Annotated in this window: 15 protein-coding genes; 8 read left to right on the forward strand and 7 right to left on the reverse strand. The window is 38.1% G+C overall.

The window, feature by feature from the left end; genetic code table 11:
• Window positions 1-42: 42 nt before the first annotated feature.
• The 6 genes from IL356_RS10585 to IL356_RS10610 are packed head-to-tail and all read right to left on the reverse strand — an operon-like array spanning window position 43 to window position 6,088.
• Window positions 43-975, reverse strand: coding sequence for a UDP-3-O-(3-hydroxymyristoyl)glucosamine N-acyltransferase (locus IL356_RS10585; protein ID WP_121849035.1), 933 nt, complete (start codon window positions 973-975; stop codon window positions 43-45).
• Between the two features lie 40 nt (window positions 976-1,015).
• Entirely contained in the window at window positions 1,016-1,582 is a 567-nt protein-coding gene (gene efp / locus IL356_RS10590; protein ID WP_121849034.1) for an elongation factor P, read from the reverse strand.
• 50 nt (window positions 1,583-1,632) lie between these two features.
• On the reverse strand, window positions 1,633-2,418 hold the full coding sequence (gene lpxA, locus IL356_RS10595) for an acyl-ACP--UDP-N-acetylglucosamine O-acyltransferase (protein ID WP_121849033.1): 786 nt from the start codon (window positions 2,416-2,418) through the stop codon (window positions 1,633-1,635).
• 1 nt (window position 2,419) lies between these two features.
• The gene (locus tag IL356_RS10600; RefSeq protein WP_121849032.1) at window positions 2,420-3,805 is read right to left on the reverse strand and encodes a bifunctional UDP-3-O-[3-hydroxymyristoyl] N-acetylglucosamine deacetylase/3-hydroxyacyl-ACP dehydratase; all 1,386 of its coding nucleotides are present in this window, start codon (window positions 3,803-3,805) and stop codon (window positions 2,420-2,422) included.
• Window positions 3,786-4,835, reverse strand: a complete 1,050-nt coding sequence (gene lpxD / locus IL356_RS10605) for a UDP-3-O-(3-hydroxymyristoyl)glucosamine N-acyltransferase (protein ID WP_121849031.1) — start codon at window positions 4,833-4,835, stop codon at window positions 3,786-3,788. Before lpxD ends, IL356_RS10600 begins: the two co-directional genes overlap by 20 nt.
• Before the next feature lie 23 nt (window positions 4,836-4,858).
• Complete coding sequence (locus IL356_RS10610; protein ID WP_121849030.1) at window positions 4,859-6,088, reverse strand: HD domain-containing protein; 1,230 nt, start codon at window positions 6,086-6,088, stop codon at window positions 4,859-4,861.
• Window positions 6,089-6,233: 145 nt separating this feature from the next.
• On the opposite strand from IL356_RS10610, the gene porX reads away from it, so the two are divergent.
• The 6 genes from porX to IL356_RS10640 all read left to right on the forward strand — a co-directional run bounded on the left by porX (window position 6,234) and on the right by IL356_RS10640 (window position 11,096).
• Complete coding sequence (porX, locus tag IL356_RS10615; protein WP_121849029.1) at window positions 6,234-7,775, forward strand: T9SS response regulator signal transducer PorX; 1,542 nt, start codon at window positions 6,234-6,236, stop codon at window positions 7,773-7,775.
• Window positions 7,776-7,789: 14 nt separating this feature from the next.
• Window positions 7,790-8,200, forward strand: a complete 411-nt coding sequence (gene tsaE, locus IL356_RS10620; protein ID WP_121849028.1) for a tRNA (adenosine(37)-N6)-threonylcarbamoyltransferase complex ATPase subunit type 1 TsaE — start codon at window positions 7,790-7,792, stop codon at window positions 8,198-8,200.
• A gap of 204 nt (window positions 8,201-8,404) precedes the next feature.
• Window positions 8,405-8,548 carry a hypothetical protein gene (locus IL356_RS10625; protein ID WP_162987888.1) on the forward strand — a complete coding sequence of 48 codons (144 nt, stop codon included), beginning with the start codon at window positions 8,405-8,407 and terminating at the stop codon, window positions 8,546-8,548.
• Window positions 8,549-8,656: 108 nt separating this feature from the next.
• Complete coding sequence (locus IL356_RS10630; RefSeq protein ID WP_192466544.1) at window positions 8,657-9,313, forward strand: TMEM8 family protein; 657 nt, start codon at window positions 8,657-8,659, stop codon at window positions 9,311-9,313.
• Between the two features lie 111 nt (window positions 9,314-9,424).
• Window positions 9,425-10,624, forward strand: coding sequence for an alanine dehydrogenase (locus tag IL356_RS10635; RefSeq protein ID WP_121849027.1), 1,200 nt, complete (start codon window positions 9,425-9,427; stop codon window positions 10,622-10,624).
• A 91-nt stretch (window positions 10,625-10,715) separates the two neighbouring features.
• Complete coding sequence (locus tag IL356_RS10640; RefSeq protein WP_121849026.1) at window positions 10,716-11,096, forward strand: DUF4258 domain-containing protein; 381 nt, start codon at window positions 10,716-10,718, stop codon at window positions 11,094-11,096.
• Between the two features lie 49 nt (window positions 11,097-11,145).
• Here IL356_RS10640 and IL356_RS10645 read toward each other — a convergent pair whose 3' ends face one another.
• A complete protein-coding gene (locus IL356_RS10645; RefSeq protein ID WP_121849025.1) occupies window positions 11,146-12,312 on the reverse strand; it encodes a proline dehydrogenase family protein in 1,167 nt (388 codons plus the stop codon).
• Window positions 12,313-12,439: 127 nt separating this feature from the next.
• Here IL356_RS10645 and aroB point away from each other — a divergent pair, with 127 nt between their 5' ends.
• The gene (aroB, locus tag IL356_RS10650; RefSeq protein WP_121849024.1) at window positions 12,440-13,504 is read left to right on the forward strand and encodes a 3-dehydroquinate synthase; all 1,065 of its coding nucleotides are present in this window, start codon (window positions 12,440-12,442) and stop codon (window positions 13,502-13,504) included.
• 129 nt (window positions 13,505-13,633) lie between these two features.
• Window positions 13,634-13,963 (forward strand): hypothetical protein, encoded by a 330-nt coding sequence (locus IL356_RS10655; RefSeq protein WP_121849023.1) that lies wholly within the window; start codon window positions 13,634-13,636, stop codon window positions 13,961-13,963.
• The last annotated feature ends 1 nt before the right edge of the window (window position 13,964 follow it).

A 13,964-nucleotide genomic window follows, 5' to 3' on the forward strand; every position in this document is an offset into this window, starting at 1 on the left:
AATATAGGATAGCCTTCAATTTCTAAAGGATTAGAGAGGTAATTATTTCTCTATTTTTTTTAGGATGGCGGGTATTTTCTTTACGTAGGCCAATTGCTTTAGTTTTTCCCTTGATTCTTCAACGGGAGTACCAAAATAGCTCTTTCCTCCTGCGACGGATTTTGTAACGCCTGTCTGGCCCATTATTACGGCCTTTTTGCCAATGGTTATTCCGCTATTGGTACCGACTTGACCCCATAAGGTAACTTCATCCTCAATTACAACGCAACCGGCTATTCCCGTTTGGGAAGCTATTAAACACTTTTCCCCGATAACGGTATCATGCCCTACATGAACCTGATTATCAAGCTTGGTACCTTTTTTAATCGTAGTGTCGCCCGTTACCCCCTTATCAACTGTACAAAGAGAACCTAGTTCAACGTCATCTTCAAGAACCACTCGGCCACCTGAAATCAGTTTATCAAAGCCTGTTTCCCTCTTTTTATAATAAAACGCATCGGAGCCCAAAACGGTACCTGCATGTATAATCACATTATTACCAATAATGCAGTTGTCATAAATGGTAACATTAGGATGAATAAGGCAATTATCTCCAATAGTAACATTATTGCCTATAAACACATTGGGTTGTATTACCGTGTTTAGACCGATTTTTGCCGATGAGGCTATGGAGTTTAATGCTTTTTCGAAAGGTTTAAAAAACTTGGTCAGCTTGTTAAAGTCCCGAAACGGATCATCAGAAATCAATAGAGCCTTTCCTTGAGGACATTCTACTTGCTTATTGATGAGTACTATGGTTGCCTTACTGGAAAGTGCCTTATCGTAGTACTTCGGATGGTCGACAAAAACAATATCCCCCGGCTCTACGACATGAATTTCGTTCATGCCGGTAATCGGAAAATCGTCTAAACCGACATATTCACAGTCGATAATAGCAGCGATTTGTTTTAGTGTGTAAGCAACAGGAAATTTCAAAGGATCAGTATTAAAATAAATCTAAAGAAAAATCTGCTAGCTATTCCTTTACGCGCTCCATATAAGAGTTGCTCGAAGTGTCTATCTTAATTTTATCGCCTTCATTAATAAACAAAGGAACGTTCACTTCAGCACCTGTTTCTACTTTAGCCGGTTTGGTCGCATTTGTGGCCGTATTACCCTTAACACCTGGCTCGGTATAAGTTACTTCCAACACAACACTGGCGGGCATATCGACAGACAAAGGCATATTATCTTCGGTATTGAACAGAATGGTAACTATTTCCCCTTCCTTCAAAAGACCTGGGGTATCCAAAGCACCTTCTTGAAGGGTAATCTGGTTGTAGTCATCGGTGTTCATGAAATGATAAGTTTCACCCTCCGCATAAAGAAACTGGTATGATCTTGTTTCTACACGTACATCCTCTATTTTATGTCCGGCAGAAAAAGTATTGTCCAATACTTTACCATTACTCACACTTTTAAGTTTAGTACGAACGAAAGCAGGTCCTTTACCGGGCTTTACGTGCAAGAATTCGATAATCTTATAAATATCATTGTTGTAGCGAATGCACAAACCTTTTCTAATATCTGATGTTGATGCCATAAATTTGTCTGTTTTTTATAATGAAACGAAGTGTTTAGAAGTAGTCTACTCTAGTTATTGCTAAAATAGCCCTTCATGATACCTCGCTGTGAATCTCTAATGAATTGTAGAATTTCGTCGCGTTCTGGGGTTGCCTCCATTTCCGCTTCGATAATCTGGGTAGCCTGGGTATTGTTATAGTTTTTCTGATATAGAATTCGATAAATATTCTGAATTTCCCGAATCTTTTCTGAAACGAATCCGCGTCTGCGCAAACCAACAGAATTAATACCTACGTAAGACAAAGGTTCCCTCGCTGCTTTTACAAAGGGAGGCACATCTTTTCTAACCAACGAACCACCTGTGACAAAAGCATGCTGACCGACCGATACAAATTGATGTACGGCCACTAAACCAGCAAGAATTACATTGTCGCCAATGGTCACATGGCCGGCCAAAGTTGAGTTGTTCGAAAAAATACAATTATCACCAACAATGCAATCATGGGCCACATGGCAGTACGCCATTATCAAGCAGTTTTTGCCGATAACTGTCTTATGACGGTCTGAAGTACCTTTATGAATGGTAGCGCACTCTCTGATAGTAGTACCATTCCCAATAGTAACAGTGGTATCTTCACCATTATACTTTAAATCTTGCGGGGGAGCCGAAATGACCGCACCAGGAAAAATATTACAGTTCTTACCAATTCTGGCGCCTTCCATGATGGTTACGTTAGAACCGATCCATGTGCCCTCGCCAATGGTTACGTTATTATGAATGGTGGTGAAAGGTTCTACCACTACATTTTTTGCAATTTTAGCTCCGGGATGTATATAAGCAAGGGGTTGATTCATCTTATTTTACTTTTGAGATTTGCGCCATCAGCTCTGCTTCACAAACCAATTTGTTATTGGCATAGGCATAAGCCTGCATGTGGCAAATTCCCCTTCTAATAGGCGAGATTAAACTACAGTGAAATATTAGCGTATCGCCCGGAAGTACTTTTTGCTTGAATTTTACATTATCCATCTTCATAAAGAAGGTTAGATAATTCTCTGGATCGGGAACGGTACTCAACACTAATATACCTCCCGTTTGTGCCATAGCTTCTACTTGTAAAACACCTGGCATGACAGGAGCTCCTGGAAAATGACCAACGAAGAAGGGTTCGTTCATCGTTACGTTCTTCATGCCCACTACGTGGGTATCCGAAAGCTCTAAAATACGATCGATCAGCAAAAATGGAGGTCGATGTGGCAACATCGACATTATCTTATGAACATCCATCAATGGCGGTTGATCTAAGTCATATTTAGGTATTCTATTTCGTTTTTCAAGCTTGATGATTTTCGCCAATTTCTTTGCAAACTGGGTGTTCACGTAATGGCCAGGTTTATTGGCAATCACCTTACCTCTAATTCGGGTGCCTGCAAGTGCTAAATCTCCAATAACATCCAACAACTTGTGGCGAGCCGCTTCATTAGGTTGGTGTAGAGTAAGGTTATCTAAAATTCCGTTAGGTTTTACAGATAGCTTCTTCTTATCGAAAGCCTTTTCTAATTTCAACATTGTTTCATCCGATATCTCTTTATCGACATAAACAATGGCATTATTCAGGTCACCTCCTTTTATAAGCCCGTTTTCAAGAAGCATTTCAAGCTCATGCAAAAAGCTGAAAGTTCTAGCATTGGCAATCTCTTCTTTAAAATCTGAAAGTTTTTCCAAAGTGGCATTTTGGGTACCCAAAACTTTGGTGCCGAAATCGACCATGGTAGTTACCTGATAATCATCCGAAGGAATTACGGTAATTTCACTACCAGTAGCCTCATCTTTATAGGAAATGACATCTTTTACTACATATTCATCCCGATCGGCTTCTTGCTCTACCGCCCCGACAATTTCCAAGGCTTCAACGAAATATTTAGAAGAACCATCCATAATTGGTGGTTCGGGAGCGTTCAGTTCAATAAGTACATTATCGATTTCCATACCTACCAAAGCGGCAAGCACGTGCTCCGATGTTTGTATTTTTACTCCCCTTTTTTCCAAGTTTGTTCCCCTTTGCGTGTTGACCACATAATTGGCGTCGGCCTCAACAATGGGTTCCCCTTCTAAATCTATTCTTTTAAATGCGTAGCCGTGATTTTCTGGCGCCGGAACAAATTTCATGGTTACTTCGGCACCGGTGTGTAACCCCACACCTTTGAGAATAACCTCTTTCTTAATGGTTCTCTGTTTCATTCTTGTATTGCTCGCTGTATTTTTTTTCCAGTTCGTCAATTCTATTTGAAATTTTCGGTAAGTTCTTAAAATGTACGTAAGACTTATTATAGTCACCGTAATTCAATGCCGGTGATCCCTGAAGAACTTCATTGCTCTGTACATTTCGGCCAATTCCCGATTGGGCCTGTATTCTTACGTTATCACCAATGGTAATATGGCCTACAATACCCACTTGCCCACCTATCATACAATGTTTTCCTATTTTGGCAGACCCGGCAATACCCGTTTGGGCAGCAATTACGGTATGTTCGCCAATTTCAACATTATGGGCAATCTGTATTTGATTGTCTAATTTTACCCCTCTTCTCAAAATGGTCGATCCCAATGTGGCCCTGTCAATAGTTGTGCCTGCTCCCACATCGACATTGTCTTCCAAAATGACATTGCCTGTTTGCGGCACTTTCTGAAATTCGCCATTTTTATCAGGACTAAAACCAAACCCGTCCGCACCAATAACAACGCCGCTATGTATAACGCAGTTATTACCGATAACCGTTTCGGAATGCACTTTGGCACCAGCAAAAACAGTGACGTTATCACCTATTTTCACATTGTCACCAATATATACATTCGGATGGATTTTCACATTATTTCCTATTTCTACATTACTGCCCAAATAGGAAAAAGCACCTAGGTAAAATTCATTACCATATGATGCCGTATCAGAAATGAATGCGGGCTCTTCAATACCAGTTTTATTGTTTTTGACCTGATTGTAGAACTCCAAGACCTTTGAAAATGCCTCGTAGGCATCCTCTACTTTTATCAATGTGGTAGAAAGTTCTTGTTCAGGAGAAAAATCTTTGTTTACAATGGTAATTGAAGCCCTTGTAGTGTATATATAAGATGTATATTTTGGGTTTGCCAAGAAGGTCAAAGACCCTGCTTCCCCTTCTTCAATTTTTGCGAGTTTATGAACAGCTATCTCTGGATTTCCTTCGAGTTCGCCCTCTAAAATTCCCGCAATTTGACCTGCCGTGAATACCATGAGCACAAAAGTAAGAAAAATTGTCAAACAGATTCTTTGGGATAACAGATATAATATTTGGTCACCGTATTGGAAAGTGCCTTTATATTAAGTTGATCCGAAGCCTTGGCGACATCCATCAATTTTCCGTTTTTCTTTTGAATATTAATGTGCTGTTTCTCTTGATCGTAGGCCTTGTTCTCAATCTCACCGGTGAAAACAAAATAAGAAGCCTCATGGGCCGATAGAGAAAATTGCTTTATTACTTTGTTCAAATATTTTTCTTCACGGATTTTGTCAATCGGCTTGTTCTTCAATTTTACCTTTAACAATTGCCGGTTTAAAATCATTTGACAAAGTTCAGAAAGAACAAAATCGTCATTCTTTTGCCAAGTTTTAATGGCCGATAAAATATCTACATCATCTAACTGAGCAAAAGTATTCAACACCTTCTCATTAAAATTTTCAGATTCAATCTTGTTCTCAAGAAAAAACTGCAAGGGTTCACTACAGCTTTTAAGGTGTTCTTCCTTTAATATTTCTTTGGCGCGTTTCAAGACCCTTATTAATAATTGTTCGGCAACAATACCTGTCTTATGTAGATAAACCTGCCAATACATAAATCGGCGAGCGATGAGAAACTTTTCTACCGAATAAATGGCCTTTTCCTCAACTACTAAGTCTCCGTTCGCCACATTTAACATAGAGATAAGGCGTTCAGAATTGATATTTCCTTCGGCGACACCCGTATAGAAGCTATCTCTTTTAAGATAATCGAGCCGGTCCATATCAAGTTGGCTTGAAACTAATTGTACGAGAAACCTTTTGTCATACTGGCCCTTGAAGATGGCAATCGCAGTGTTCAATTTACCTTTAAAGGTTTTATTGAGCGACTCCATAAATTGGAGCGATATGAACTCATGACTGGTGCTCTCAACAATACTGTGCTCCATGGCATGTGAAAAAGGCCCATGGCCTATGTCATGTAATAGTATGGCGCAATAAAGTCCGTTCTCTTCTTCTTGGGTAATTTCGACCCCCTTAAAGCGAAGTACCTGAACGGCCTTTTGCATTAAATGCATGCTACCTAAGGCATGATGAAACCGTGTGTGATGGGCCCCAGGATACACCAAATAGGAAAGGCCCATTTGAGAAATTCGACGCAACCTTTGAAAGTACGGATGCGCTATTAAATCAAAAACTAGCGGATTGGGAATAGTAATAAATCCGTAAATTGGATCATTGAAGATTTTCAATTTCCTAGAGGTCGTCAAAATATTGGAGTTTTCCTTTTTGTAAACGCCAAAGTTAATTAAAAGAAGATGTTTGGCGTTCGAATAAGATTTTTTTCTAACTATCGAAAAAGCCCTTAAACTTGCATCATTTTTGAAAATCTACTAATAATCGAAAAGTCAGAGAATGAATAAAATTTCCATTCTATGGGTCGACGATGAAATCGATCTTCTCAAACCTCATATCATATTTTTAGAAGGAAAGAACTATCAGGTTTTTACTTGTAAAAGCGGCCAAGAAGCTTTGGAAAAATTGCGAGAAACCAGTGTTGATATTGTTTTCTTAGATGAAAATATGCCCGGTATTTCAGGTTTGGAAACCCTGAACGAGATAAAGCTGATAGATGCCTCTTTGCCCATAGTGATGATTACTAAAAGTGAAGAGGAATTTATTATGGAAGAGGCCATCGGGTCAAAAATTGCCGATTACTTGATCAAGCCAGTAAATCCTCATCAAATACTATTGTCCTTAAAAAAGAACTTAGACCATTCTAGGTTGGTTTCGGAAAAAACAACTGCCAATTATCAGCAAGAGTTTCGTAAGATAGCTATGGATCTTTCAATGGTGAATACGGTCGATGAATGGATCGATCTTTACAAACGACTGATTTATTGGGAAATGCGGTTAGAAGATATTGAAGATAACAGCATGTTTGAGATACTCGAATCTCAAAAAACAGAGGCCAACAATCACTTCGGTAAGTTCGTAGACCGTAATTATATTGACTGGTTTCATGGCGACGGGCCCATAATGTCTCATACTCTATTTAAAGAGTGGATCCAGCCAGAATTAGATGACAACCCAACCCTATTGGTAGTCATCGATAATCTGAGGTACGATCAGTGGTATGCATTCGAAGACACTATATCGGCTTTTTATAAAAAATCAAAGGAGAATTCTTATTTCAGCATCTTGCCAACAGCTACCCAATATGCCCGAAATGCCATATTTTCTGGATTGATGCCATTGGATATGGAAAAAAAGTATCCGCAATGGTGGAAAAACGATACAGACGATGGCGGCAAGAATCTACATGAATCTGATTTTTTAGAGGCACAAATAAAAAGATTAGGCCTCGATTTGAAATGGGAATACCATAAGATTAGCAGCCTGAAACAAGGCAAGCAATTGTCGCAAAACTTTAAATCGCAAAAGGAGAATGATCTAACGGTTATCGTCTACAATTTTGTAGATATGTTGTCACATTCCAAAACCGAAATGGAGGTTATCAAAGAATTGGCAAGTAACGACAAGGCCTATAGAAGTCTTACGCAAAGTTGGTTTAAAAATTCCCCTCTTTTAGAAATTATTCAGCAAGCGCAATTATTAGGAATGAAGCTGATTATTACTACTGACCACGGCACCATTAATGTTAAGCAACCAAGTAAAGTTATTGGGGATAAAGACACCAGTCTCAATCTAAGATATAAAACGGGGCGTAGTCTAACTTTTGAAGATAAGGATGTTCTGGCAGCTAGGGATCCAGAAAAAATTCATTTACCTAGAATTAATGTGAGCAGCTCTTTTATTTTCGCAAAGAACGATTTGTTCTTTGCTTACCCTAATAATTATAACCACTACGTAAGTTATTATCGAAATACTTATCAGCATGGCGGGGTTTCTTTAGAGGAAATGATTATACCCTTTGTTGTACTTTCGCCAAAATAAATTAGTTGACTATAATGGAATTAATCTATAAGGAAGAGGATTTAGAGTTGGTGGCCAAAAAAGTTCTGAAAGAATTGAAGAGCAATGTGGTACTTTTTTATGCTCCAATGGGTGCCGGAAAAACAACGCTTATAAAAGCTTTGGTAAAGCAGTTAGGCGGAACTGACTCAGGAAGTAGTCCTACCTTTGGTATAGTTAATGAATATCATGATAAGCAGGGTAAACAACTAGCGTATCATTTTGATTTTTATCGGTTAAATGATGAGATGGAAGCATTAGATTTAGGTCTAGAAGACTATTTGAGCCAGCCTGGTTTTGTATTTATCGAATGGCCTGAGAAAATACCAACCCTTATTAGTTCTGATTATCAGAAACTTAAGATTGAAATCTTAGATTTTCATACAAGAAAACTTCATCTTGCTTAGATTTCAAATATTTTGTTCTATTTTGTGCTCGTGCACATCGCTATTGCATAAATTTTATTGCTCTTGTTTCGTTAAAATCGACAAAAAGTTCAATTTTATCGATTAAGTACGTTTTTTTTCAGATGTATAACATTTTTTTGGTGGTTTTTTTCCTACTTTTGTAAGTGTAATAACCTTTTTATTAACCGAAAAAAACCCTCGAAAATGAAAAAATTCGTGTTTGGCCTTATGGCAAGTGTAGCATTGTTAGCTGTTTCATGTGATTCTGCAACTACAGCAGATGACGATAGCCTTTATGAAACGCATAGTGTTGACAAAAAGAAGGCTGCAAAAGCTGTAAGGGCTTAAGCAAGATCATTAAAAAGAATGCAAAAAGGCGATTCGTTTACGTGTCGCCTTTTTTATTGCAATAAATATTTATTTTTTTTGTTATGTACATGTCGATGTACAGTTCACATGGGAGAGAAAAAGATAGTTAGAAGAAAATTGATTTTAGAGGGTGTAATCGCGTTGATTATCACCGTTTCTCCGATTATTTTCTATTCATACAAGTATCTTCCTTTTAATGAAGATGAAACCTGGTCTTTTTTGGGCATGCATTTTACCGATAACGGCTATGGTGAAATCTCAATGGCCTTCTATTTTTATTTAAGTAAAATTATTCCTCTTGTACTACTGATTATATGGTTCTCTACCTGTAAAAGATGGTGGTACCATGCCATTCTTATTCCTATAGCCATGTATAGTTTTCAACTGTATAGTGTACTTGTAGAAGACATCAAAAAAATAGATGAAAATGAAATCATGTACCTTTTAGGTGTATGTATGGTAGTCATACCTATTGTCTATTTTATCAGAATCAAACTGGTTGATAAATATGTTCATGGCATAGACCTAGAAGCCATGGAAGCAGAACTTAAGGAACTCAAGGATAAACAGGCTAGAGAAAAGGCCAAAAAACTCAAGCTACAATCAAATGAAGATGTGATGGATGAAGAAATTCTTCCGTCGATTTCAGAAGAGTTGGATGAAAAGCTTTCTACTCATAAAATAGGCTCTAAGATTAAAGAAGTTCAAGGGCAATTAAACGATTGGCTTCAAATAAAATCTTAAGCATTTAACTTCGAATAGTTAACTGCACCTTAAATTAAAATCTCTTTTCCATTCCACAAATTGTCGTATTTTTACTGTTAATCCAAACTTTGCGATTAGCAAACCTAGACCATGAGCCAACCTGCCTCACCATTCAGCAAGCAACAGTTACTTCCGCAAGAAGAAACCTTAGAAGTTTTCAAACAAAAAAGAGAGCTTTATATAGGTATACCCCGCGAAAACCAATATCAAGAGCAACGAATCTGTTTGACACCCGATGCAGTAAACGCAATTACCTCAAACGGACATAAGGTCTTAATAGAATCGGGAGCTGGAGATGGTGCTCATTACACCGATTTAGATTATACCAATGCGGGAGCGGAAATCACACGAGATACTAAGAAAGTATTTTCTTGTCCCCTACTACTCAAGGTTGAGCCTCCCACCGTTTCAGAAATAGAATTGTTGAATCCGCAAGCGACGGTTATTTCCGCATTGCAATTAAAAACGCAAAAGAAAGAATATTTTGAAAAGCTGGCCAAAAAGCGAGTTACGGCCATTGCTTTTGAATATATTAGGGATGAGGATGGAAAATACCCTGCCGTTCGTTCTTTAAGTGAAATAGCTGGAATATCATCCGTTTTGATTGCATCTGAAATTATGGCGGCTACCAACGACGGTAATGGTTTAATGTTCGGTAATATAAGTGGCGTTCCCCCTGTAGAGGTAGTTATTATCGGTGCGGGAACCGTTGGGGAATTTGCTGCCAGATCAGCTTTGGGGCTCGGGGCCAACGTTAGAATTTTTGACAACTCAATAACCAAACTGAGAAATATTCAGGCGCACCTAAGGCAAACGGTTTATACTTCGACCATTCAGCCCAAGAATTTAATCAAAGCACTCAAGCGCTGTGATGTGGCCATTGGTGCAACGCGAGGAAAAGACAGATCGCCAGTTGTTGTTACCTCTACCATGGTTGAGCAGATGAAAAAAGGTGCCGTAATAATAGATGTCAGTATCGATATGGGAGGCTGTTTTGAAACCAGTGAAGTCACCAATCACACCAAACCGACAATAGAAAAATTTGGGGTAATTCATTACGGGGTGCCTAATATCCCATCGCGCTATCCGAAGACGGCAACCTTATCCATCAGTAACATTTTTACACCTTATCTATTGGAATTAGGTGAAAATGGGGGAATGGAAAATGCCTTGAGATTTAATAAAGGGCTTAGAAACGGACTTTATATGTATCACGGAATTCTAACCAACAAATCGGTCGGTGAATGGTTTGATCTTCAGTACAGCGATATTAATTTTCTGATTTTTTAAATCAAACCTAAGCGGGAAAACATACCTAATTTTGCCAAGCTTATTTGTATTTTTGTGGCCTTCTAAAAATTAGTTCATAAGATTTTATTAGATGGCTTTTTTAAAACGTCTTGGTTTTTATTTAGTGGGATTATCGATAGGTATTGTCTTTCTCACCTTTTTCCTTAAAAACAAATCTGAAGAGACCGGAACAGAGTTTTGCTACTTTCCGAATTGTCGTGCTATAAAAGACTTAAGCAGCAAGCCTATTTCATTTTCGGAAGAGATTGAAAAATCAATTCAAAATCAGCAATTGGATACCTTGGATATTTCTAATTTTCTCAAGGACGGTAATGTTGATTTTGGTAAAAGTGATACACAATCAACCCCATGCAAAATCTATATCGTTGAGGGTACATTAAAAGGAAAAGCTTCCGTTTTGCAATTCAAAAATTGCAGGGAAAAAGTCGTTCTAGAGAAGATTTTGGAATAAAAAAACCGTTGTTTCTATCCTAAACTGAATTTAAAATATCTGAAAAGTATTATATTTTTCTACGCTTTCTTTCTTTCTCCAATAAATCAAGTTCTCTACTGGTCTGTCCGGCGACCGAAGTGTTTTCGTCTGCACGTCTTATTAGGTAAGGCATTACATCTCGTACTGGTCCGAAAGGTAAGTATTTGGCAACTTTATATCCCCTGGCCGCCAAATTAAACGATATATGATCGCTCATACCATATAATTGACCGAACCATACCCTATTATCGTCATTCTTTATTCCGCGGTCATTCATTAACTCCATCAACCTATAACTACTATTTTCATTATGGGTACCGGCGAAAATTTCAATATCTTCTAAATGGTCGACCATATAGGTAATGGCATTGTCGAAATTAACATCGGTTTCTTGCTTTGATGCACAGATTGGTGTGGCATAACCTTTTTCTTCAGCCCTTTCGTTTTCTTTCTCCATGTACGCGCCACGTACTACTTTGAAACCAAGCTTAAAGCCTTCTTCTCTGGCCTTTTTATGAAGGTTTTTAAGATAATCCAATCGGTCCCAACGATACATTTGTAACGTATTGAAAACAATGGTTTTTTCTTTATTGTACTTGCGCATCATGTCCTCTACCAAAAGGTCCGCCGCATCCTGAATCCAGCTTTCCTCGGCATCTACTAATAAAGATACCCCCAGTTCATGGGCACGTTTGCAGGTTTTATCAAATCGATTTAGCACTCTCTGCCATTCTTCCTGTTCTTCTGCAGTAAGTGTTTTACCTTTATTAACTTTATGAAATAGCGAAAATCGTCCGTAGCCAGTAGGCTTGAAAACCGCAAAAGGAATAGCATCTTTTTCCTTCACAAAATCCAACACCTTTAAAACCATGGCCAAGGCATCGTCTAGCGGATCTTCGGTATCTTTTCCTTCCACAGAATAATCAAGTACCGAACATACATTCTTCTCATACATTCGATCTACTGTAGGCAAACAATCAAACTCGTTTACACCTCCACAAAAATGATCAAAAACCGTAGCCCGGATCAATTTCTCTACCGGCAAATGAGTTTTAATGGCAAAGTTCGTAATAGCCTTGCCAATTCTGACCAATGGTTCATTGGCAATCATTTTAAAAATAAAATAAGCGCGCTCAAGTTCCGAATCGGTTTTCAACGCAAAAGCCGTAGCAGTGTCTTCGAATATTCGCTTCATTCCTTCGTGTTAAAAATGGGGGCAAATATAAAGACACAATTTATATTACTGGCCCAAAAAATATCCTTTATTTTGCACTTAACATTTTATAAAGATTTCCGCTTAGTACAATCATTTACAAATCATCATGCAATCTATAATTTCAGACTCTTACGCCGTTCATTTCAATCAAAGAGCCTATGATGCCCTGAACAACCACCTTATTGAGAATACATATTCAAAGGTATTTATAATGGTAGATGAAAATACCCATGAGCACTGCTTGCCCAGTTTCATGGCCCATTTACGAGGTGATTATGAATTTGAAATAATTGAAATAGAGTCTGGTGAAATTAACAAGAATATAGAAACCTGCACGCAGGTCTGGCATGTACTTTCAGAATTGGATGGTGACCGCAAAAGTTTGTTAATCAATCTTGGAGGTGGCGTTCTTACCGACTTAGGCGGTTTTGTAGCATCTACCTTTAAAAGGGGAATCAATTTTATAAATGTGCCTACTACCCTACTATCAATGGTCGACGCCTCAGTCGGCGGCAAAACTGGAGTAGATCTTGGAAGCCTGAAAAATCAGATAGGTGTTATTAATCAACCCGAAATGGTTCTTATAGTGACAGATTTTCTAAAAACTTTAGATGAGCGCCAATTGCAAAGTGGCTATGCCGAAATGCTCAAACATGGTTTGATCAAAGATTCAAATTATTGGAACCAGCTTAAGTCAATTTCATCTTTCAACCTATTAGATGATTTAATCTATCATTCGGTAACCATCAAGAATGAGGTTGTAATTGAAGACCCAACAGAGCAAAATTTACGAAAGATTTTGAATTTCGGACACACCTTGGGGCATGCCATCGAATCGTATTGTCTCGAAAATGTAGATAAAGAGACACTGTTGCACGGAGAGGCCATTGCTATAGGCATGATTTTAGAAGGATATCTCTCTAAAGAACTGACCGAGCTGCCGACTGAAGATTTAGAAGATATCAAGACCACTTTTTTGAGTAGATATGAGAAGGTAGATTTTACGGACAACGATATTGACTCTATCTTGGAATTATTGAAATTTGACAAAAAAAATTCGCACGGTAAAATCAATTTTGTGTTGCTAAACGGCATTGGAGAACCGGCTATTGATGTTCAAGTTCCTGGTGAACTATTTAAAGCTGCATTCGCATACTACGCTGAAAATTAAGTTCATATACTAAAAACAACCATTTACAACTCTTTGGAATTTTCTATTTAAAAATTATATAGATTAGGTAAGGATTTCAGATAGACCAAAACCTAATTAAATTTTTAAACTATTTAACCCCACAGAGTTATGTTGCGTAAACTTGTTGATTACAAAAAGCTTGACCATGAACTGGCAGCTCTTTTAATTGAAACCTACCCTGATGGGTACGGTGACGACGATTTGATTGTCTTTAAGAACCTTCAAGGTGAAACTGTTCAGGCCGTTGAATTGAGAACCACTGATACCGTTTACTTAGTTAAGATCAGTAAAAGCCTTTCCGATTTTATTGCCAATTTCGATGAGACCATTGAACGTGAGTTGGAATCAAAGCCTGAAAAAGTTCATGATAGTTCAGATGCAGATGAATTTGATCCAGGACTGGAAACCGACATGGAACTGGATGAAGATTTAGATTAAC

The sequence above is a fragment of the Euzebyella marina genome (genome assembly GCF_014855515.1).
In the GTDB taxonomy this organism is placed as follows: domain Bacteria; phylum Bacteroidota; class Bacteroidia; order Flavobacteriales; family Flavobacteriaceae; genus Euzebyella; species Euzebyella marina.